Genomic DNA, 20277 nt, shown 5'->3' with positions numbered 1-20277 from the left:
CACCGAACCATCGATGGAACCACGACAGCACGAGGGCACCTCGCCCTCGCTCCGCCCACCGATCCACAGCTCTTGACAATTACTCGCCCTTGTGGCTCTCGTCCGGCAGCGCCGGCTTCCGGAATACCGAGGTGCCGGTTGAGTCCGGACGGGACTTGGCTACGTTGGACGCGGATGGTCCACTTCCGCGCTCCACAAGGCAAGACTGTCCTCCGTGGCCCGGGTGTCGGGGTGCTGTGGACCGAGCACACGCAACTGGTCCGCGAGCAACTGGGCCAGAGCTGCCGCTGCGCCGGCAGGATCGCCGCCCCGGCCGGTCCAATGGGCGAGGTGATGGCGTGCGGAGAAAGTGTGGGGATGCTCGGGCCCCAGCACGCGCAACCGATCAGCCAACAGAGCTGTCTCAGCAACGACAGCACCTGCTGCATCCCCCGTCTCGGCTCTCCACTGTGCGAGGTTGTGGCGAGTGGTCAGTGTGTCGGGGTGGTCCGGGCCGAGAACGCGGAGTCGGGCGGCCAGCAGTTCTGACGTAGCGACGACAGCACCTTCCGGATCCCCGCTCCTTCCCCGCCAGTAGGCGAGATTCGCGCGGGTGGTCAATGTGTCTGGGTGGTCCGGGCCCAGCACACCGAGGCGAACAGGCAACAACTGCTCCAGTTCGCTGACCGCGGCGTGCGCATCGCCGCTTTCTCCGCGCCAGGAGGCCAGGTCATGGCGGGTCGTCAGTGTGTCTGGGTGGTCCGGGCCCAACACCCTTAGTTGATCGACCAGAAGCTCCTCGAAGTCGGACACGGCCGTCCGGGCGTCCCCTGCTTTCCCACGCCATCGAGCCAGGTCGTGGCGGGTCCTCAGGGTGTGGGGGTGATCGGCTCCCAGCACTCCCAGCTGATCGGCCAGGAGGTGCTCGAAGTCTGAGGCAGCGCCGACCGGATCTCCCGCTTCGCCTCTCCAGATGGCCAGGTGAAGGCGGACGGCCGGGGTCTTGAGGTGATCGGATCCCAGCAGCCCTGACGTGTCGGCGAGCAACTGCTCGCACGCTGCCACGGCTTCGGCAGGATTGCCGGCCGCTCCGGTCCAATGGGCCACGTTCAGCCGGGCGGTGAGAGTCTGGGGGTGGCCAGGGCCAAGGACCCGCAGCGATGCCTCGCAGGCTCCGGTGGGGTCACCCGCCTGGCCCTGCAAGGCGGCCTTGTCGCCGAGGGTGGCCAGAGTGTCCGGGTGCTCCGGACCCAGCACGCGTATCCGATCAGCCACCAGCTCGACAAAGCCTGTCTTCGCGCGGGCCAGATCTCCTGTCTCGCCCTGCCAGGCGATCAGGTAGTGCCGGATGGTCAACGTGTCCGCGTGGTCGTGCCCCAAGTGCCGACGAGCTGCGTTGTACAGATCCTGGAAGTAGATCCGCGCCTCACCCACCAAACCTGTCAGCCCCAGGCTCTCGCCGGTGCGAAGGAGCACCGGGTGGCAGCCGGACCTCCACAGCGCAGTACCCGCGTGAGAGATCAGCGCTTCGGCATTGGCGCGCAGGGTCTGCGCGAGGGCCGGGTCGCCCTCCGCCATGGGCCACACAGAAATGAGTGCTTCCGCGCAGGTGACAACGAGGGTGTCCTGTACGGAGGAAGACAGAGTGTCCCGGGTGGTGCGCTGAATGAGGCCGTGGACGCGCACTCGCTGATGAGGACCGTCCGTCATGTGATCGAGCAGGCTGAGCCGGTCCAGGCACCGCAGCGCCCCGGTCGCGTCCTCCACACTGACCGAGTCGGATGGTCCGTGCACCACCACGGGTCGGTGGTCGGCGAGATAGCGCAGAACCGGAGGGCTGGTCAGCACGGCCAGGGGGATTCCGTTGGCATCCAGCATGCCGGCGAGGTACAGCATGGGCCGGGCCAATCCGGTAGGACGTAGTCGATCCGCGTGTTCGATGGACAACGACCACGTGGCTTGCAAAGCCTCACGGTGATCGTCCGGCAGGCCGCTGTCGTCCGGGACCAAATCGGCGAGCCTCCGAGACCGGTCGGCAAGCCGCGCACGGTACGCCGCGCAGTCCAGATCGAGATCGACAAGGTAGGCGGCACCTTGGGCAAGAGCGAGCGGCAGGTGGCCCAAGTCCGCGGCGAGACCGGCGATCTGCACGGGGTCGTCACTGCGGCCCAATGCGGCGAGCTGGGAGCATAAGTAACTGGCTGCCTCGGCAGGGGTGAACGGGCCTACGTCGATGCCAGCTCGGCTTCGTCCGCGGAGAGCCGCGTCGCGGCGACGGGTGGTGATCAGCACCTGGCCATCGGGATTGGCGGGCGGCCAAAGGCCACGGAGATCAGCGGGGTCGGTCAGGTCATCGAGCACGATCAGCCATCGACGATCGGTCGTCTCGGCCCACGCCAGGAAACGAGTGGCTGCCTGCTCGGGATCGTGTGAGTCCGCTGCCGCCACGTCTGCCCCAAGTTGGCTGTAGGCGCTGACGATTGACTCACGGCTCGACGCCGTGACCCAGGCCATGAGGTCCACGGCCCCGTACCGCCAAGCACGGCGAGCGCAGTGCGCGGCCAGCTGGGTCTTGCCGACACCGCCCGTCCCGGAAAGGACGTGGCACAGCACTGCCGTGCCACCAGCGGCTACCGCACGCTCCAGCGCCTCCACAGCGTCACGGTGCTGGAAGCACTCCGCTTGCCGTGGAACCACGCCGACGAGATGCGGCCACGCTATCCGTGCCGACGGCGCTGCGTAGTAGTCGAATCGGTTGATGTTGTGGGCGGCAATGCTCTGGTGATGCGCATGGATCGACGGGCCTGTTGCGAAGTCGGGAATCGCCGGGATGGCTCCGGGAGGCGTCAGTCGTGCCCCGGGCCCGGCTGCTGAGGGTTTCCGATCGTCACATCACCCATCACGCCGGCAGCAGCCGATCTTTGATCGGCACGGATGTTGACTGTCCCCTCGACGGCGAATCCGCCGTCACCGGCATACACCCCGCCGAGCGACTGTTGCCTAGAGTTGACCAGTTCGTTCAGACACCGAACCAACTCCGCGCGGTCCTCGCCGTCGGCGTCCTGCAGGAGCTCGTGAAAGTGAGCCTGCCATGTAGCCGCCACCCTTTCACGAGCTTGTTCGCGCTCCTCGGGCTCAGCACGCTCCAACTCGACTACGGCCCCGTCGATTCGTTCCAGGAGGGCCCTATCTGATGTCCCATTCCCACGTCCGAGGATCCGAGCCACGCGTTGGCGCAAACCCTGCCATGCATCCGTACCGGCTGCGGAGGCCACGGCCGCCCCGGCCGCTGACGCCAGCGCAACCAGTGTCTGATCGAGCATGCTGTCCCCCTCCAAGCACGCCGCGGTGCGACAGATCCACAGCCGAGCGTACTTGCGCACTGGGCATCAGCCCATACGTACGGGCAAGAGCGCAGAGCCGACTCGCCCATGGGGAAATGGATGTCCCAGCACGCCGACGGAGGGGATGGGGTACTGAGAGTGATGTTGCGACGCACGCTCCAGGATGGCCACGGGAATTTGGCGCGTCGGTCATCGTCCACATGACGATGTGCGACGCGTTCCAGGTGAGGGCACTCGGTCCGTTGTGCTGGTTTTGTCCTTGGCGACGCAGGCCGGCGGGCACGTCACGGGCCGGCAGCTCCTGGCTGATCAGGCGAGTTCAGCGCCTTGCTGATCTCATTCGTCCGGATGGTTCCGCCCCCTTCTCAGCGCAGTTGCTCGGCCAGGCCGACGATGATGCCCTCCGGGCCACGGACGTAGGCGAGCAGATAACTGTCCTCGAACCGGGCGATCTCCCCGATGAGTTCGGCGCCGTGAGGGCGCAGGCGGGCCACGGTGTCCTCGATGTCGTCGACGGCGAACATGACGCGGTGCGTGCCCACAATGTTGTGCGGCCGGTTGCGCGGGCCGACGCTGATCGCTGCGGGGCTGCGGTACTTCGACAGCTCGAGGCGGCTGTGGCCGTCCGGGGTGCGGAGCATCGCGATGTCGCAGTGGACGCCGTCCAGTCCGGTGCACTGATCGGCGAAGGCGCCCCGGACCTCCGCCCTGCCCTCCAGCTCCATACCCAGTTCCACGAAGAACGCGATGGCGGCGTCCATGTCCTCGACGACGATGCCGACGTTGTCCATCCGCTGAATCGCCATGTTCGTTTCTCCTTCTTCTTCGTGCGGCCGGTGGTGGCTGCTGACGTCGCTGGGACGGAGCCGGTGGACTGTTCTCGACATTCGCGGACCGCCGAACTCCGAGAAACCCTGGATCGCACCGCAGCACCGCAGCACCGCAGCAACAGACCCGCGAGCCGGGCAGCACCGCCAAGGGCAGGTGCGGCCCACATGACCGCTCCGTGAAGACAAACAGCCGCAGCGTAGAACAGCTGCCGCAACAACAACGGGAACAGCCCGGCGTAGCGGACCAGGATCATTCCAGGACGGCATCACGCCTGACGATCATGCTCAGCGGCGAGGGGCGACGGACGCACCACGGACCGGACCTTTGAGCGAAGCCTGGTCAGAAAAACTCCGGCAGTTCCGTCATGGCGGTGATGGACGGGACGGGAGAAACGTCTGGCAGCGGTGAGTCCCGGCAGATCACACGCCCCGCATAACCGAGGTCGATGGCGGCTTGGACCAGGTCGGGATCGTCGTCGATGAACAGGCATTGCGCGGGCGTCAGGCCAAGGGCGGTGCTGGCGTGGTGATACATGCGCGGATCCGGCTTGTTGCAGCCCAGTTCGGCGGAGATCGCGTACGCCTCGAAGAAGTGGTGGATGCCCAGTGTCGCGTGCAGGCGGGGCAGATCGGGCCAGGCGTCGGAGACCACAGCCATCCGCACCTGCCGTCGGCTCAGCTCTTCCAAGGTCTGCATCACGTCCGGGTACAGCTCCAGCACTCTGTCCGCGGGGACCTCGCGGCTCAGATCCGCCAGGAGCTGCGGGGTGGGCTCCACCCCGAGGTTGCGTAACACCACGCGGTGGTAATCGTCGTAGTCGGGGGTCGAGGACAAGGCGGCGAAGAAACGGTCTCCGGCTGCGATCGCCGCAGTGAACCGGTCATTCGTGATCGACAGGTCGTGCGCGAGTACGGTCTCCTCGAAGTCCGCACGCGGGTTCCACCGGCCGCCGATCGGACGCATCAGCACACCACCGGAGTCGAAGAGAACAGCCCGGACACTTCTGGAAGCGGAAGATCGTTTCGTCATCCGCCTAGTCTCACGGCCACCACACCGCCCTGTCGATCCGCAGCAGTCGGCCGGTCTCCCCAAGCAGCACCGAACGCCTCCCGCCTCGCCGCCCCGACACCACGAGTTCAAGTTCAGCAGTTGGTGCGAAACCTGCGCTACGTCGCCCTAGAGACAGCCATCACGTCTCGCCGCCTCAGCGTCACCACCACCCGTGGAAGCCGGCGGACCAGGAGGTCCGCCACCGCCGCCAGAATCCGGCTCGGGTCTGGTCCAAGTTGTGGCTCTGTCGCCGTTTTGGGGGTCTGGTTGATCACTACGAGAGGAGGATTCGGCGTCGCAGGAGGTCAAGGTTGGCGCGACCGTACATCTGTCTCTTGAGCAGCTTGATGCGGGTGACGTTGCCCTCGACCGCTCCGGAGGGAGGTGAGGGCGGTGGTCAGGGCTGCGAGGGCAGCTGCTCGGTCGCGTCGGGTCAGGCGCCGTGCGTAGCCGGTGGTTGTGGTCAATGCCGGGCTGCGTTCACATAGCTCGTCGAGGCGTTTGCGCTCGGTGTCGGTGAGCCGTTCAGGCCGTCGCATGATCCAGTTGGTGACACGTCGGACGGTCAGATGCGGCAGCGGGGCGTCTGTGGGAATTGCCTCTGTGCTGTCTTCCATCCAACGGTGGTGCAGGGAGATGCGGTAGTCGTCGATCGTGCTGGGGCGCTGGGTTGCCGCGGCGAGGAGTTCTTCCACCTCGGCGGCGCGGGCGACGAGGGGACGTGTGCGTCCGTGGATGTCGGGTGCGTCCCGGGCGTCGTCAGCGATGGCCGGGGGGGCGAACGCGTCGTTTTGGTCGGTTGGGGCCGTGAGAGGTTCGCGCAGGTCGGCGCGGTGTCAGCCGACGATGCGTTCGACGGCTTCGGCCAGGTTGTGCAGCAGGTACCAGCAGCAGGTGCCAGGCCTCGGCCACCTGGCGGGCCTGCGGGGCGCCTGCGTGGGCGCCGTCTCGGAAAGAGCCGGCGCGGTCTCGGCAGATGGTCCGCACTTCGGGGTGATCGCGCAGCCAGCCGGCGAAGGTGTGCGCGGTACGGTCTGCGAGGACGTCCGCGGGGCGGTGGGTGTTCATGCCGACGAGGATCGTCGCGTAGGTACGTCTGCGGCGTAGGGCGAACTCTTCGACGCCCAGGGTCGGAACCGGCTGTGACGGCGGGTCAGGCAGTGCACGCATGAGACGTAGCAGGGAGTCCTTGCTCGTGGTGATGGCCATGCGCCCCCAACAGCCGCGTTCCTGGACGTCTTCCTAGGTAGGGCCATGCCTGTCAGCAGCATGGTGAGAGCGTTCGTACGGCGTGCGTATCGGCGGTAAGGGCCGGACCTGTTCGGCGAACGTCCGGCGGTCGCAACGGTCGTTGCCGCACACCAGACGACGTGCCCGCAGATCTAGTGTCACCCGCTCGCCGGCTACAGGGCGGTCTGCGAGAGACCGCCGGTAGTAGCAGTGCACCCTCTCGACCTCCGCCCCCGCACCCGGCAGAAGTACGTCAGCGACGCTTACGGCATCCATCACACACAAGGTGATGCCCACCTGTCCGCGATCGGGTCTCCCCTGCCCCATCTCTCATGATGGGTCTGGTCCGACGAGTGCGGATGCCCGCCGCCGTCTCAGGTCGTACCTCAGCGGGGTGCGCCCTCCCCCGCACAGCGGAGACGGTCCGCCGTAGTGGACGATGTGTGGCTGCCATGTCCACGGCCAGCATGTATGTCATGACGACAGCGACCGCTCCACTCCCCACCTCTGACTCCGCACCCGTCTGGGCCCGCCGCGCCGCCCACGCCATCGCCCTCTGCGCCGTTCCGTCCGGTCTGTGGCGCATCGCCATGGCATCGGGTGTCTACGTCGGCTACAGCGACCAGGTCCTGCGCGACGTCTTCGACATCCCGGGGTGGGGTATCGCGTACGTCGTTGGCCTCTCCGTCATCGCCGAGCTGGCCGCCCTGTTCCCGCTGCTACTTGTCAGCGACCGGTGGCGGCCGCTGCGCCCCCGAACTCTCGCCGCGCTGGCTTGGACCGCCTCGGCCGTCTTGGTCCTGGTGGCACTGTGGCAACTCGTCGTCGCCTTCACCGTCGAGAGTCAGGCATACATGTCAAGTGGTACGGCCCAGACCGTCTGGGGCTTCGCCTTCGCCCCGTTGATCGCCATCCCGGTCCTGATGACGGCGGTGACCTGGTCATACGCCAAGCGGCACCTGGCACGAGGCCAGGCAGCCCCGGCTGCATAGGGCCACACGAAGAAGACGCGTTTCCGGAGGAGCAGGAATCCTGCTCGGCCGAACATCCGCCTCTTGAGCATCTTGATCCGGTCGACTGCCCCTTCCACCGGTCTGGAATTCCAGTTGGTGGCCAATCCGGCCTCGACTGCGTCGAAGCCGGTTCCCAGGTCGGCGGCGAAGGTGCCGACGACGGTAAGGCCGGAGGTCGCCGCGTCGGTGATCCACCCGGTGAGGTGCTCTCCGTTGAGCATGGTGAGCGCCTCGGCGCACTGGCCGACCAGGCGGGCAGCGGCCTCCACTTGAGGACAGTGGTCACGGACCGCGCCGGTCGCCTCCGCCGTCGCACCCTGCGACAGCGACAGCACGGTCCAGGGCTTCCAAGTCAGGTTCTGAACTCGGGCCGGAACACGATGTGTTGGGCACCGGAAGGCACTCGTGTGCGGGCTCCGGTTCACCCTGCCGGCACGGCTGAGTACCGTGCGGAAATTTGACCGTTCTGGGGCCAGCGTCGCTCACACTTGACGATGTACCGTCACGTGCGAGCGGTGGTGTGGCACGGAGCGGAATGGAGCGGCCCATGCCCGGCCTCCTGCACCGAGTTGACCTCCCGACGGCGCACTCTGCCCTCCGGGACGACGGACGTTTGCGGGTGTCCGCCTTGCCCACGGCAGATCTGGGCGGCGTCGCGTGCCGGTACCCGGCGCGGTCCCCTCGCCGTCACCACAGCAGCTCGGCTCCTGCCAACTCCCCCGCCCGGACGCGGAGTCAGCATCCGACCGGCACCCCCGCACGTCATCCCACACGTCATGCTGCCGCCGCACCTCTCGCGGCCGTGCGGTACCTCCCCAGCCCGCGGCGAGACGCGACCGCCCGCCGACCGGGGCCCGGCCGCACCACACCCCCCACTCTCGGCTCCGCACGGAGCCGAGCCCCTGCACACCCGAAAGGACAACGATGCTGCCCTTCAGACGGCTGGTCATAGCCCTCACGGCCACAGCGGCCGCCCTGACCACGGCACCAGCGGCGAACGCCGTGTCCGCTCCGGACACGGCCGCGGCCCCGCGCACGTCCGCCGTGGTGACACTCCGCTACGACGACAGCCAAGCCAGGGGCTGGGAGACGGCCATCGCGGCCGGAGTCGCCTCCTGGAACACCAACGTGGACAACGTCAAACTGGCCAAGGCCCAGCCCGGCACCCGCGCCGAGATCCAGATCGTGGCCACCAGCGGCTGGCCACAGGCCACCATCGGCCCCGTCCGGCCGGGCGGCCGCGGCCGCGTCGAACTCGGCAGCCAGGCAGTCGCCCAGGGATACGACAAGACCCGTATCGCCGCCCATGAGATCGGCCACAACCTCGGCCTGCCCGACACCAAACCCGGCCCCTGCTCCCAGCTGATGTCGGGCTCCACCGCCGGCACCAGCTGCAAGAACGCAGTACCCGACGCCACCGAACAGGCCCGCGTCGAGGCCTTCTACGCCAATGGCGCCGCCGCGCGCATCCCCACCGACGGCCGCCTGATCGTTGACGCGCCCTAGCCACCCCCGCACGCCCTGGCGCACCGGTGCCCGGCCGTGACCCCCACGGCCGGGCACCCCGAAGCCCAGGCATCCCGAACTCCGAACTCCGAACAGTCCATACGCCCGACAGTCCGAACGCCGGACAGCCCGTAAGCCGGGCCGCAACCGGCATCCGCCTTCAGCGAGTTCGCCCGGCAGCAGTCGGTGTGGACAGATGGCGCCCCGTCTGCCGCTTCCTGGCCCGTGCCGTGTCCGCGATCAGGGCTGGGGCGTGTCGGCTTCGGCCGGCGGCTCCACCGCCGCTGCGATCGGGCGTCCGGCCGCGCTGCGAGTGGGCGTCCGGCCTCTGGCGGCCCGCCTTCGCCGTGATCGCCGCGCCCCTCCTGAGCCGCCGCGGACCCACCACAGGAGATGACGTCCACGGCCCTCGCCTACACCTCCCGGGTGGGCAGCACGGAGATCTGGGACAGGTTGACGTGCCGCGGGCGCCCGACGGCGAAGGCGATGAGATCGGCCACGTCGCCCCCGGAGGGGATGTTCCCGATGGCACCCACGGCCTCCTGGACGGCCGCACTGATGGCCGGGTCGTCGATGTGGTCGCGCAACTCGGTGTCCACGGTGCCCGGTTCGATGTTCGTCACGCGGACGTCGGCGGGGCCGAGTCGGGCCCGCAGGTTGCGGGAGAGGTGGCTGAAGGCGGCCTTGGAGGCGGCGTAGCCCGCGAAGCCGGGCAGGACGGACTCGGCGGCCGCGGAGGAGATGTTGACCAGGTCCGCGTGGCCCCGCTCGGCCGCTCCCGCGAGCAGGTCCGGGACGAACGTCTCCACGACGGCGAACGCGCCGGTGACGTTCACGTCGATCATCCGCTGCCAGTTGGTGCCCGCCGACCCGTCCAGGAGGTCGGGCAGGGCCAAGCCCGCGTTGTTGACGACGAGATCGACGCGGCCCAGGCGGGCGCGGATGTCGGCGGCGGCCGCGGTGAGCGAGGCGGGGTCGCTCACGTCGGCCGGCACGGCCAGGGCGGTGCCGCCGGCCGCCTCGATCCGGGTCACGTGCTCTTCCAGGCGATCTGCGCGCCGGGCCAGCAGCGCCACGCGCGCACCCTGCGCGGCCAGTTCGCGCGCGGTGGCCTCGCCGATACCGCTGGAGGCACCGGTCACGACGGCCACCCGGCCCGTGAGGCGACGGGCGGAAGAAACGGTCTGCTCGGTGGTGATGGTCATGGTGGTCTCCCCCAGGTGCGTGTGCGGACCGCGTTCGGTGCGAGGTCCTTCAGTGTCGTTCGGTGTCGTTCGGTGTCGTTCGGTGTCGTACGTATGAGTCCTGCAGGACGGTGCGGGCCCCCTGCACTGTGGTGCGGGGACCCGCGGTGTCCCGCGGCGTCCTCGGTACCGACTCTGCGGGAGATCCACGCGCCCACCCAGGGCCCGGCCCGACCCTGGGTCTGGCAGAACCACCCTGTGACGGACACTTGATCCATGGACTTCCGCACCGAGCTCACCGCCTTCCTCCGCTCCCGCCGCGCCCGGCTGCGGCCCGAGGATCTCGGCGTACGCCCCTTCGGCGGCCGCCGACGCGTGCCCGGACTGCGCCGGGAGGAACTGGCCGACCTCGCGGGAGTCAGCGTCGACTACTACATCCGGCTCGAACAGGGCCGCACCCGCAACGTCTCCGACAACGTCCTGGACGCCGTCGCCAGGGCCCTGCGCCTGGACGAAGCCGAACGCGCGCACCTGGGCCACCTCACCCGCGCCCTGCGCCACCCGGCCTCGACACCTCCCGACCCGCAGCCGGTCAGGACGGGCGTGCACGTCCTGCTCACAGCGCTCGACGAGGTACCCGCGTACGTGCTGGGACGCCGACTGGACATCCTGGCCTCCAACAAGCCGGCCCGGGCGCTGTTCACCGACTTCGACGCGCTGCCGCCCGGACAGCGCAACGCGGCCTGGCTGCTCTTCCTCGACCCGGCCGTGCGCGGCCTGTACCCCGACCGCCAGGCATGGGAGGAGTCCGCGCGCGCCACCGTCGCCGCCCTGCGCATGGACCTGGGCCGGCACGCCTGCGACGACCGGCTGTGCGACCTGCTCGGCGAACTGTCGGTACGCAGCGAGGACTTCCGCACCCTGTGGGCCGAACACCACGTGGGCGAACGCGCCCACGGCATCGAGCGGTTGCGCCACCCCACCGCCGGTGAGCTGACCCTGCACCGCGAAACTTTGCGCCTGCCCGGTGGGGACGACCAATGCCTGGTCACGTACGCGGCCGAACAGGACACCCCTTCCCGCCCGGCCCTCGCCACCCTCACCGCCGCAGTCGGCCCCCAGCATCGCGGCACGGCCAACACCACCGAGCTGCGCACACCGCAGCAGCCGACCGCGCACACGCCGCGGAAGGCACTGACCCTGAACACGCCGACGGCGACCGGCGACATCACCGACCTCGAACACATGGGTCCAGGCGGTGCCGGTGTCCTGTCGGCAGTTGACTCCGCCTGATCGGTCCTTCTCTACGCTGTGCAGCTCAGGTGGCGTGGCGGAACTCAGACATCGCAAGGTCACGGCTGGCCAACGACCGCGCACGTGGTGGGGACTCCGGCGCCGGTTTCGACGTACTCCGAGAGGCTCAGACCTGGGGATCTGCAGGTGGGTGAGTCGCAGGCGCCACAGGTCGTCGCCGCACCTGGCACACCTCTCGCCTCCCAGCCACGCAGTCACGCAGTCACGCAGTCACCCACAGAAGTCACGTCCCTGTCTCGATTCTCGGGTCAAGTGATGCGGACCCCTCAACAGACTCAACGCCTCCTGCGTCGGCACCGGCTCACTCACTCTCACCCTGAAGTTGAGGTTGAGACTCGACTCAATGTGCTCTCACGGCAGCTCATGCACCGTGCTCCGCTGCTTGGCGCGCCAGCCTGCCGGGACACGGCTCGAGCCCCTCACCCACCGTCACGCCTCTGCGATCCGGAGCATGTCCAGTGGGATGGGAGGGGCCGATCGGGCACGGCCGGACGTCCTCCATCCGGTCTTGCCGGGGGTTTCGCACAGCGCGCGGTCGACGAGGGCGCTGGCGGCCCTGTGCTGGCGCAGTGTTCGGTGGTGGTCGTTGAAGCTGGTGCTCATCGAACTGCTTCGCTATCGGGACGGTGTCCTGCTGCTCGGCCATGCGCGCCCCGGACAGTAGCCTTCCGCCCAGCAGTCCCCGGAAGCATCGGTTGACGTCCGCCGTGGTGGAGACAGAGCCGCCGAGGTCGGGGACGATCTGTTCGGTGACGTCGGTTCGTTCGCCGGAGTCGAAGACCTGGTATCCGGCGGCGTGCGGGGCGCGGAGGGCGGGCGTGGTGCCCGGCAGGTAGGTGTGGCGCATGCCCAGCGATTCCAGGATCCGGCTCTCGACCTCCTGCTGCCACGGGCGGCCTGCGGCCTTCTCCACGAGCATGCCGAGGACGACGTAGCCGGTCGTCGTGGAGGCCGCTGGTGTTCTGCAGCAGCTGGCGCACGGTGATCTTCCGGCCGTCGTTGCCGTTGGCGTCGATCACCCCGGGCAGCCAGCGATCCACCGTGTCTCCAGCGGCACCTCGCCCTCGTCGACCAACTGCAGGATCACCGCGGCCATGAAGGCCTTGCCGGTGCCGGCGATCCGGAGGTAGCCGTTGCGAGGCACCGGGCGGTTCGTGCCCGCCACGGCGACGCCTGTGGTGGCGACCAGATCCTGGCCGGGGGCGGTGGTCACCCGCGCCTGGACGCCGGTGATCCCCAGCTCCCCGAGGGCATCGGTGTCCCGGCGCAGGTCCTCTTGCCGATAGACAGCACCCAACCCAACCCCCAATAGACAACCCACCCACCAGCAAGACCGGCCCTGTCGATGGGCCCTGTCGATGAGCCCCGTCCGGTCGGCCTTCGCGTCGAGCGATGAGTTTCCATGCCCGCTGCCGTCTTACCTGGGCCTGCGGGTTGGGCCCGCAGTGCCGCCGATGTTCGTGGTGCGCGCCCCGGACGGCAACGACCTCGTTCTCATCGAAAGCTACTGAACAGGCGGTATCCCTGATGGACAAGCAGTTCACCGCGACCTTGCAGAAAAGCCTGAACAAGGGTGGCTGGACCTATGTCGTGTGGCCGGAGTCGGCCGCGTTCTTCGGCACCCACGGCTTGGTGAAGGTACGGGGCACGATCGACGGTCATCCGTTCCAAAGTTCGTTCATGGCTCTGGGAGACGGCACGCACAAACTGCCGGTGAAAGCGGAAGTGCGCAAAGCGATCGGCAAAGAAGAAGGAGACACCGTCACCGTCTGCCTCAAGGAGCGGGTGGACTCCTGACATCGGGCCCGACATCGGGAGTGCTGGCTCTCTACGTGCCGCTGATCAGGGACGGGAGCACCGGCGGCAGGAGCGTGCCCGTGACCGCGTCGCGGAAGGCGACATGCCGTCCGGGCTGAGGCCCCCCCTCGTACTCCTCATCTGCCTCGGCGCCCTCGTGCCCCTCGTTCGCAGCACGGCCCGGGGCATATCGCGCGCGTATCGAAAAGCGCATACGTCACCGCAACGGTCCTCCGTCTTCAGTGGAGGCACGGGCCACCGCGTATCAGCGGTCGGTCGTCGACCGGGGAGGGACGTGATCATGAACTCTGATTCCGTACGTGGCGTTGAACGGCGGCGGTTGCTCGGGTGGGGCGGGCTGGCGGTTGCCGGAGTGGCGGCGGCCGGTGTGCAGCTGGTGGACTCCCGCCCCGCTCACGCAGCCCCGGGCCCGACCGATTCCCACGCCATCCCGCCGGACACCCGGCCCGGCGGAGCCTACGACCGGTACGTGGCGAAGCTGGCCGCCGAGGACAAGTTCTCCGGCGTGGTGCTGCTGTCGCACCGGGGCCGGACGGTGCTGTCGCGCAGCTACGGCATGGCCGACAAGGAGAAGGGGATCCGCAACCACGAGGGCGTCGCGTTCAACCTCTCCTCGGCGGGCAAGCCGTTCGGCGCGGTGGCCATCTTGCAGCTGGCGCAGCGGGGCAAGGTGAGACTTTCGGACACCGTGGGCACCTATCTGACGGGCTTCGCCAAGGAGATCTCCGAGAGGGTGACCCTTCACCATCTGCTCTCCGGCACCTCCGGGCTCAACACCCCGGAGGAGGACCTGCAGCGCATCTTCCAGAGTCGGGAGGAGGTGCACGAGTTCTACGAGCGATGGGCCCGGGAGGCGAAGCCGGTGGCCGCCCCCGGTACTCCCACCGACCATGCCGGTGCCGAGGTCGCCATCCCCGCGCTGATCGTGGAGGCCGTGACCGGCACGACGTACTGGGACTACGTCGAGGAACACATCTTCGGGCGTTGCGGCATGACCGGCACGGCGTTCTACACCAGGCCGCAGTGGCTCACCGACCGGCACATCGCGCACTCGTACATGCGGCAGGCCGACGGCGGTCGGGTGGACGCCGTCCGTCATCTGGACAAGGGCAGCCCGGACCCGCTCCAACTGGGCAAGAACCCGGCCCGCAGCTTCATCGATTTCCCCGGGGACGGTGGCTTCGCCACCGCGCCGGACCTGGTCCGGTTCGCGCACGCGCTGGGCGACGGCACGGTGCTGGACCGGCCCTACGCGGAGCTGTTCATGGGGGCCAAGATCCCTCTTGCCCCGCAGGGGGGCGGCCTGCGGGAAGGCCTGGGCACCCCCGCCGACGCGTCGTTCGCGACCTACATGATGCCGGTGAGTCTGATCAACGGGCAGTGGGTGAACGGGCGTGCCGGCGTCAACCCCGGCAGCTTCGCCAGTTGGAACATCTACCCGGACACCGGTTGGGTCGGTGTCATCCTCGGCAACTACGACGACGTGCCGTTCCAGGAGATCATCCAGCGGGAGATGCAGGCCATCATCGGCTGGTGAACCCACGCGCACCCGGCAGGCGTTGGACGGGGTGGACGTCGATGACGAGGCGGACGCCCGCCGCGGCGTCGAACACGCCCGCGGCGAACGTCGTTTCCCCATCGTGACTCTCAACTTCCCCTTCCCGGCTCTGTTGATGATGGCCAGTGGAGTCCCGACGGGCCCCTGACCAGCGTGAACCGGTTGAGAGCCTGGGAGCCGACCGGCCTATGATCGAGGCCGCGATTACAGCCTTCGGCCTGGGGCGGCCCATCGGGTGGCCCGGCCGAATCGCAGTTCCGTCTCAGTCCGAGCCAGGTGCTGGACGGTTGGCTCCATAGATGACAACCGGCCCCGGACAGGGGCCGGAAGCATGTGAATCAGGGGATGTGCCGCGTGGGCAAGGGCGGGTCGGTATCGGACGAGGAGTGGGCGCAGTTTCTGCGGGAGGCGGAGGCCGGGCCCGAAGCAGCGCCCCGGGAGCCGTCGGCGCGGGCGCGGATGGTGGCGCGGCGGTGGCGGGACGAACCCGACCGGCCGGAGGGGTGGCGGACGCATCGGCCGGACCAACGGCGGCGCGGCAAGGGCCGGTACGCGGCCGGCCTGGTCGTGGTGGTCGCCTTGCTGGGCGCGGTCGTAGCCGTGGCCCCGCAGCGGGTGGCGGGATGGTTCGGCAGCGGCCAGGAGGCGCCACTGGCCGCGGAGTCGGAGCGGCCGAAGCAGCCGCCGGCTGATGTGGCGGCGCAGGAGCCCACGCTGAAGGAGCCGTTCCGTGGGGCGCCTGCCGCTCGGTGGGGCGACGGGACGGCAGGCATTCATGTTCCCGCGGCGCGGGCGACGGGCTGGATGAGCAAGGCACAGGTCACTCAAGTCCTCCAGAAGTCCCGGGACTTCCTTGCCGCGTCCAGCCTGGACCCTGGGGTACTGCGCGGCGGATTTCCCGGGCGGGCGATCGCGTTGATCAACCCGGATCAGCCGGACGTCCAGCGCTACCTGGCGGCGGCCTTCAGCAAGCCCGGCGAGGAGAACGATCCGCTGCTGCTGTTCAGCCGTTTCGAGAAGGACGAGGTGCGCCTGGTCGGCGACGTGGTCAAGACACGGGGCCGGATGACGTTCCGAGAAGGCGAGCGCGGGGCGGTCGAGGTCAGCACCGACGTCACGTACGTCTACCCGGTGGCACGCACCGATGGGGGACGTGACGAAGTCGCGCGCACCATCGTGCGCCGCGAGATCGTGATGAGCTGGGATGACCCGGCGAAGGTGCGCATCAAGCCCGGGACGTTCTCGATGGTGTCCTACAAGCTCGATGTCACCAACGGTGGTTGTGACGCCTACACCGGCGGCCACTTCACCCCGGTGTTCGACACCGAGCACGAGAGCCCGGGCCCGGGTCCGGCGGTCGATCCGTACGACCGCAGTACGACGATGGACGAGCGCATGCGGGAGTCCGGGAACGCGGACTGCGGGGCTGCCACACGAACGTGAGCGTCCATCGGCGCCGGCGAGCTGGTGGCCTCGCCATCACCGTCGGAGCGGTCGCGAGGTGACACGATGCGCGCCCGCCCCACGCTCGCGCCGGTATCGACGCCACTGCCCTGAGTCCGGTCGGTTCCCAAGCGCCCGACGACCGCTTCGCGTCACGGGAGGGACCCACACACCCGGACCTGGTTCCACAGCGGGCGGAGGTCGACCGGGGCGGCGTCGAAGGCAGTGGCGATCACCCGGTGGTCCTCCAGGACGGCAGGCGGTCCCCCGGTCAGCACCCTGCTGATGCAGGAGGCGGAGACGTGTGCCCGGTGACAGTCATCGGGCGGTGATGGTCCAGGATCTGCGTGCGCCGCGTGCCGTGCAGGTGTCAGCGGTGCCGGCTCCCCGGACTGTGCAGGAGCTTTCGCGCGGCGTGGACCAAGGTTGCGTTGTCGCTGGTTGCGGAGCCGTCCGGCAGGACCAGGACGTCTTCGAGGCCGATTCTGGTGTCCAGGCCGAGCCGCGCAGCGGTCTGCAGCACCGGCCAGGCGCCGCCTTCTTCGCCGTGCAGCAACACACGCGCCCTGAGCTCTGCGCCCAGTTCCTCCACCAGGTCCACCGCCGTGGTCGCGGCCGTGCCGGGGTCGGTGTCGGTGACCTCGGCAAGCACCCGTAGGACCCTGCCCGCCGCGGGCGAGACGCGGAATCTACGGGCCGCGTCCGTTCCGGAGTAGATGCCCGCCTCGATGCCGACGCCCAGGTCCAGCAGCACGGCGGCCACCGCCTCCGCCCCTGTCTCGTGCCAGTTGACCGAGGCGTGGTCGGGCAGCACCGACCAGGAGCGGATGAGGTCAGCCCGGCGCTGCGGATCGGGGACCGCCCAGGCACCCGTGGTGACTCCGACCTGCACGTGCTCGGGCACGGCGGCGCGCACCAGGGTGACCGCCTCGCCGACGATTCCCGGCTCCAGGCAGTCGTGGCCGTCGGCGTCCTTGGGGTGCAGGTGGATGTCTTCGGCACCAGCGGCCACAGCTCGCCGGGCCTCGACGGCCAGTTCCCTGGCCGTCACCGGAAGAGCGTCGCACTCGTCGCGGTTACGGGCCCCGTTCAAACACACCTGCAGCATGGGCCGAACTCTGCCAGACCCCACTGACATCCGACACAGCGTCTGCGGCCTCCTCGCCCCGGTCCACGAAGGGCCCGGCGTCGAGGGAGCGCCGCATGGGCATCGGTGCCGCCCGCTTCCACTCCGCGCGTCCCAACCGTCCGGTGATCCTGTTCCTGGGGGCGCAGCGTTGTGTGCTGCACACGCAGATCGGCTGCGTAGCGGTGGGGCCTGCCGCACCTCCCGGCCTCCTGTTGATCCTGCCCGGAGCATCAGCCGTACTGCTTCAAGAGTCCGTCCACGTACGCCTCCAGCCGTGCCGCCAGCACCTCGGCGGTCAGGTCGTCACGCCCGAGCTCACGCCAGGGTCCGGCCAGTTTCGCCGCGTCGGGGCAGTAGGCCAGGGCGTCGAGCAGTCGCCAGTACAGGTGGTCGGGGCCGTCGGCGAGGCCGCGGCCGCCATGGGCCTCGTACCGCTCGCGGAAGTCCAGCCCGTGCTCCGGTCCGTGCAGCAGCGCGAGCGCTGTCGCGCAGTGCGCCACGTCGAGGTCGGCGGGTCCCCATGAGGTCTCGACCCAGTCGACGACGCCGGTGATCCGCAGCTCGGGCCCGGCTTCGGCGACGAGCACGTTGCCTGGGTGGAAGTCGCGGTGCAGGAAGCAGCCCTCGTACGGCGGCGGGTCGCGGCGGATGACGTCGAGGGCCCGCTCCCACAGCGGGCCGTCCGGGGTGAGGGCGCGCTCCGGAGACGTCCACGGCTGGTATGTGCGCGGCCTTTCGTCCGGTACGACGCCGTGGATGCGGACGAGTTGGGCGGCGAGCAGGTCGAGGCGCCGGTCGAGATCGGTCTCGTCCACGCGGACGCGGCCCGGCAGTGCGGACATCAGCAGGGTCGGGTGGTCGCAGCGTTCGGCCGCCGCGTCCACGGCGACCAGAGCGGGCGCCGGGATGCCGTCCTGTTCGGCGAGCAGCGTCAGGACGGACGCCTCGCGAGCCAGGAGCCCGGAACCGTGGTGGCGGAAGAACGGCTTCACGAAGGTGCGTTGCACCAGGTCCGTGCCGTCGTCGAGCGTGAGCCGGCGCATCTGGGAGCTCCAGCCGCCGTGCAGGTGGCGGGAGTCGACGACGGAGCGGGCGTGGTCGAGCTGGTCGGCAACCCACGCGCGCGTGGCCGACCAGCCGCCGTCGTCGAGGCCTGTCAGCATCTCCTGGACGAATCGGCGCCGGTCGTCGTCCTGTTCACGGAACCAGAGTCCCAGCTGGTGTGTCGCGTCCGGCAGCGCGAACCGTGTGTACTGGGCTCGTGCGGTGAGCGCGTCCTGGACCGCCTCGGTCACCCCGGGCGGGATCACAGCGTCCGTGCCCGGGACGGCGAGCACCGCCCGTCCCTCGTACGCCCGCAGCGCCTTCAGCGCGGGGGCTTCCCGCCAGCTGTCCGGCCGCCGGATGATCTCGCTGAACCGTCCGGTCCCGTCTCCGAAGGGAACGTCCCACGCCTGGGCCGTGTAGAGGGCAGGCGCGCACAGGCCCAGTGCGGCCACCCGGTCTCCGTAGTGACGTACGAGGTCCGCCACCGTCTGCCCGCTCATGCTGAACCCCACCAGGAGCAGCGGCCCGTCGGCACCCGCGTATGCGTCGATGACCGAGACGGCCTGCTCGAAGCGTCGCCGCAGACTCAACTCGCGCAGCTTCCCTGTGCTTTCGCCGTGCCCCGAGAAGTCGAAAGCGAGGCCTCTGTGGCCCTGGGCCACGAACTCCCGCACCAGTGGCAGAAGTCGTTGCGAGCTGCTGGTGCCCGCGCCGTGCAGCACCACGGCGGTGCCCCCGGCAGGGTCCCCGCCGTACACACCGCTGAGTCGTTCGCCGTCGTGATCGTGCGTGAAGTCGATGAGCATGCGCTCTATTCACTCACGTTGCCCGCCTGCACAGGGAAGGCAGTGTTCCGAGCCGATGCCACAGGGCCCCCGCCTTCCGCAGAGGCCTACCCGTACTTGCGCCTGTGGGTTGACGTGACATGTAGGAGCCTTCCGTACATGTACGAGCCTTCCGTACCGTCATGACTCGTCGCGAGCATGCCGACGGTCCCGGCTGACCACCTTGCACGTTGTCGATGAATCCAGGAGTCAGTCGTGCGCGCTTCCGGCGCACCATGCGCGCCCCGGCCACGAAGACGCGGGCGCCGGAGCCCGCACGCGGACCGGGCTGGGGCTCCCGGCACCCCCGGGGAGACAAGGCAGGCGCAGCGTATGCGGGGAGTTGCACGGCGTGGACGCGTGACGCGGGCAGACAGGAGCAGGCAGAAGCCAGGTGCTGGGGTCCCGTTCGCATCATCCGTAAGCGGCGGTCCTCCATTCCGCTCCCTGGGTGATTCGGGGGAGCAAGGAGGTGTCCTTCAGATGCAGTGTCAGGGACGCTGTGGGAGCGAAGGCCCGGGCGACGGGCCCTTCTCCGCGCCACAGCTCCTGCCACCTTTCGGTGAAGCCGGCCTGCCACGCGTCCGGAGTGCCGTCGGGCGTGAGCCCGCTGCCGCGGAGTTCCTCGTCGATGTACCGCTTGGCGGCCTCGTCGTCGTAAGGAAAATTGCGCTCGTCGCTGACGACCACGGCCTCGATGACCGCCTCCGCCCGGCCATCGGCCGGAACCGTGTCCTGATCCTGAGATGCGGCCATGCCGTCGGCGGCCTCGACAAGGAGCCGGTAGGCGAACGACAGGGACGTGGGCAGGGCGCCCGCGTCCGGGTGGACGGCACGCACCTGCAGGGTGAGGGCGGGAGGCCGCTCGGACCGTCCGGTGACCCGGACACACCACAACGTGGACATGTATGGCTCCTTCTACTGCTCCGTTTTTCCCGTCAGATGGTGATCATGCCGGTGGCGAGGGCATTACTGAGGAGCTTGAGAGGCCTATCGGGGATGCGGTC

17 protein-coding genes are annotated in these 20277 nt (G+C 69.1%); 6 read left to right on the top strand and 11 right to left on the bottom strand.

Features of this window, described 5'->3' with window-relative positions; translation table 11 throughout:
• Nucleotides 1–159: 159 nt before the first annotated feature.
• The 5 genes from AB0B50_RS38905 to AB0B50_RS38885 form a co-directional block, all read right to left on the bottom strand.
• On the bottom strand, nucleotides 160–2634 hold the full coding sequence (locus AB0B50_RS38905; protein ID WP_362340866.1) for a tetratricopeptide repeat protein: 2475 nt from the start codon (nucleotides 2632–2634) through the stop codon (nucleotides 160–162).
• Nucleotides 2635–2825: 191 nt separating this feature from the next.
• Nucleotides 2826–3302 carry a hypothetical protein gene (locus AB0B50_RS38900; protein WP_362340863.1) on the bottom strand — a complete coding sequence of 159 codons (477 nt, stop codon included), beginning with the start codon at nucleotides 3300–3302 and terminating at the stop codon, nucleotides 2826–2828.
• Nucleotides 3303–3688: 386 nt separating this feature from the next.
• Nucleotides 3689–4129 (bottom strand): VOC family protein, encoded by a 441-nt coding sequence (locus AB0B50_RS38895; protein WP_362340861.1) that lies wholly within the window; start codon nucleotides 4127–4129, stop codon nucleotides 3689–3691.
• A gap of 364 nt (nucleotides 4130–4493) precedes the next feature.
• Nucleotides 4494–5183, bottom strand: coding sequence for an HAD-IA family hydrolase (locus AB0B50_RS38890; protein ID WP_362340858.1), 690 nt, complete (start codon nucleotides 5181–5183; stop codon nucleotides 4494–4496).
• A gap of 780 nt (nucleotides 5184–5963) precedes the next feature.
• Nucleotides 5964–6374 (bottom strand): transposase, encoded by a 411-nt coding sequence (locus AB0B50_RS38885; protein ID WP_362340933.1) that lies wholly within the window; start codon nucleotides 6372–6374, stop codon nucleotides 5964–5966.
• A gap of 527 nt (nucleotides 6375–6901) precedes the next feature.
• On the opposite strand from AB0B50_RS38885, the gene AB0B50_RS38880 reads away from it, so the two are divergent.
• Together AB0B50_RS38880 and AB0B50_RS38875 are read left to right on the top strand one after the other, a co-directional pair.
• The gene (locus tag AB0B50_RS38880; protein WP_362340930.1) at nucleotides 6902–7426 is read left to right on the top strand and encodes a hypothetical protein; all 525 of its coding nucleotides are present in this window, start codon (nucleotides 6902–6904) and stop codon (nucleotides 7424–7426) included.
• 945 nt (nucleotides 7427–8371) lie between these two features.
• Nucleotides 8372–8953, top strand: a complete 582-nt coding sequence (locus tag AB0B50_RS38875; RefSeq protein ID WP_362340855.1) for a snapalysin family zinc-dependent metalloprotease — start codon at nucleotides 8372–8374, stop codon at nucleotides 8951–8953.
• A 413-nt stretch (nucleotides 8954–9366) separates the two neighbouring features.
• Here the strand turns inward: AB0B50_RS38875 and AB0B50_RS38870 are convergent, their stop codons facing one another.
• Nucleotides 9367–10158, bottom strand: a complete 792-nt coding sequence (locus AB0B50_RS38870) for an SDR family oxidoreductase (protein ID WP_362340853.1) — start codon at nucleotides 10156–10158, stop codon at nucleotides 9367–9369.
• A gap of 255 nt (nucleotides 10159–10413) precedes the next feature.
• Between AB0B50_RS38870 and AB0B50_RS38865 the strand changes: the two genes are divergently transcribed.
• Nucleotides 10414–11430 carry a helix-turn-helix transcriptional regulator gene (locus AB0B50_RS38865; RefSeq protein WP_362340851.1) on the top strand — a complete coding sequence of 339 codons (1017 nt, stop codon included), beginning with the start codon at nucleotides 10414–10416 and terminating at the stop codon, nucleotides 11428–11430.
• Between the two features lie 382 nt (nucleotides 11431–11812).
• Here AB0B50_RS38865 and AB0B50_RS38860 read toward each other — a convergent pair whose 3' ends face one another.
• Complete coding sequence (locus AB0B50_RS38860) at nucleotides 11813–12370, bottom strand: serine hydrolase domain-containing protein (protein ID WP_362340849.1); 558 nt, start codon at nucleotides 12368–12370, stop codon at nucleotides 11813–11815.
• Between the two features lie 96 nt (nucleotides 12371–12466).
• Nucleotides 12467–12748: a serine hydrolase gene (locus AB0B50_RS38855; RefSeq protein WP_362340847.1), complete on the bottom strand. Its 282-nt coding sequence runs from the start codon at nucleotides 12746–12748 to the stop codon at nucleotides 12467–12469.
• A gap of 230 nt (nucleotides 12749–12978) precedes the next feature.
• Between AB0B50_RS38855 and AB0B50_RS38850 the strand changes: the two genes are divergently transcribed.
• From AB0B50_RS38850 to AB0B50_RS38840, 3 genes are all read left to right on the top strand, one after another.
• Nucleotides 12979–13248, top strand: a complete 270-nt coding sequence (locus tag AB0B50_RS38850; protein ID WP_362340845.1) for a DUF1905 domain-containing protein — start codon at nucleotides 12979–12981, stop codon at nucleotides 13246–13248.
• Between the two features lie 301 nt (nucleotides 13249–13549).
• Complete coding sequence (locus AB0B50_RS38845) at nucleotides 13550–14806, top strand: serine hydrolase domain-containing protein (RefSeq protein WP_362340843.1); 1257 nt, start codon at nucleotides 13550–13552, stop codon at nucleotides 14804–14806.
• A 375-nt stretch (nucleotides 14807–15181) separates the two neighbouring features.
• The gene (locus tag AB0B50_RS38840; RefSeq protein WP_362340841.1) at nucleotides 15182–16270 is read left to right on the top strand and encodes a hypothetical protein; all 1089 of its coding nucleotides are present in this window, start codon (nucleotides 15182–15184) and stop codon (nucleotides 16268–16270) included.
• Between the two features lie 370 nt (nucleotides 16271–16640).
• Here AB0B50_RS38840 and AB0B50_RS38835 read toward each other — a convergent pair whose 3' ends face one another.
• From AB0B50_RS38835 to AB0B50_RS38825, 3 genes are all read right to left on the bottom strand, one after another.
• Nucleotides 16641–17378, bottom strand: a complete 738-nt coding sequence (locus AB0B50_RS38835; RefSeq protein WP_362340839.1) for a 3-keto-5-aminohexanoate cleavage protein — start codon at nucleotides 17376–17378, stop codon at nucleotides 16641–16643.
• Nucleotides 17379–17629: 251 nt separating this feature from the next.
• Entirely contained in the window at nucleotides 17630–19252 is a 1623-nt protein-coding gene (locus AB0B50_RS38830) for an alpha/beta fold hydrolase (protein ID WP_362340837.1), read from the bottom strand.
• Between the two features lie 432 nt (nucleotides 19253–19684).
• Entirely contained in the window at nucleotides 19685–20176 is a 492-nt protein-coding gene (locus tag AB0B50_RS38825) for a hypothetical protein (protein ID WP_362340836.1), read from the bottom strand.
• Between the last annotated feature and the right edge of the window lie 101 nt (nucleotides 20177–20277).

Origin of the sequence: Streptomyces sp. NPDC041068, assembly GCF_040647455.1 — a bacterium.
Taxonomy (GTDB): Bacteria; Actinomycetota; Actinomycetes; order Streptomycetales; family Streptomycetaceae; genus Streptomyces.
Note: the sequence above shows the minus strand (reverse complement) of the source record. Positions and strands in the feature narration are given on the sequence as shown.

Coding starts and splice junctions, on each gene's coding strand:
- AB0B50_RS38850 (WP_362340845.1), top strand. CDS start 12,979: ATGGACAAGCAGTTCACCGCGACCTTGCAGAAAAGCCTGAACAAGGGT.
- AB0B50_RS38870 (WP_362340853.1), bottom strand. CDS start 10,158: ATGACCATCACCACCGAGCAGACCGTTTCTTCCGCCCGTCGCCTCACG.
- AB0B50_RS38825 (WP_362340836.1), bottom strand. CDS start 20,176: ATGTCCACGTTGTGGTGTGTCCGGGTCACCGGACGGTCCGAGCGGCCT.
- AB0B50_RS38890 (WP_362340858.1), bottom strand. CDS start 5,183: ATGACGAAACGATCTTCCGCTTCCAGAAGTGTCCGGGCTGTTCTCTTC.
- AB0B50_RS38885 (WP_362340933.1), bottom strand. CDS start 6,374: ATGCGTGCACTGCCTGACCCGCCGTCACAGCCGGTTCCGACCCTGGGC.
- AB0B50_RS38845 (WP_362340843.1), top strand. CDS start 13,550: ATGAACTCTGATTCCGTACGTGGCGTTGAACGGCGGCGGTTGCTCGGG.
- AB0B50_RS38865 (WP_362340851.1), top strand. CDS start 10,414: ATGGACTTCCGCACCGAGCTCACCGCCTTCCTCCGCTCCCGCCGCGCC.
- AB0B50_RS38835 (WP_362340839.1), bottom strand. CDS start 17,378: ATGCTGCAGGTGTGTTTGAACGGGGCCCGTAACCGCGACGAGTGCGAC.
- AB0B50_RS38875 (WP_362340855.1), top strand. CDS start 8,372: ATGCTGCCCTTCAGACGGCTGGTCATAGCCCTCACGGCCACAGCGGCC.
- AB0B50_RS38880 (WP_362340930.1), top strand. CDS start 6,902: ATGTATGTCATGACGACAGCGACCGCTCCACTCCCCACCTCTGACTCC.
- AB0B50_RS38830 (WP_362340837.1), bottom strand. CDS start 19,252: ATGCTCATCGACTTCACGCACGATCACGACGGCGAACGACTCAGCGGT.
- AB0B50_RS38895 (WP_362340861.1), bottom strand. CDS start 4,129: ATGGCGATTCAGCGGATGGACAACGTCGGCATCGTCGTCGAGGACATG.
- AB0B50_RS38900 (WP_362340863.1), bottom strand. CDS start 3,302: ATGCTCGATCAGACACTGGTTGCGCTGGCGTCAGCGGCCGGGGCGGCC.
- AB0B50_RS38860 (WP_362340849.1), bottom strand. CDS start 12,370: ATGCTCGTGGAGAAGGCCGCAGGCCGCCCGTGGCAGCAGGAGGTCGAG.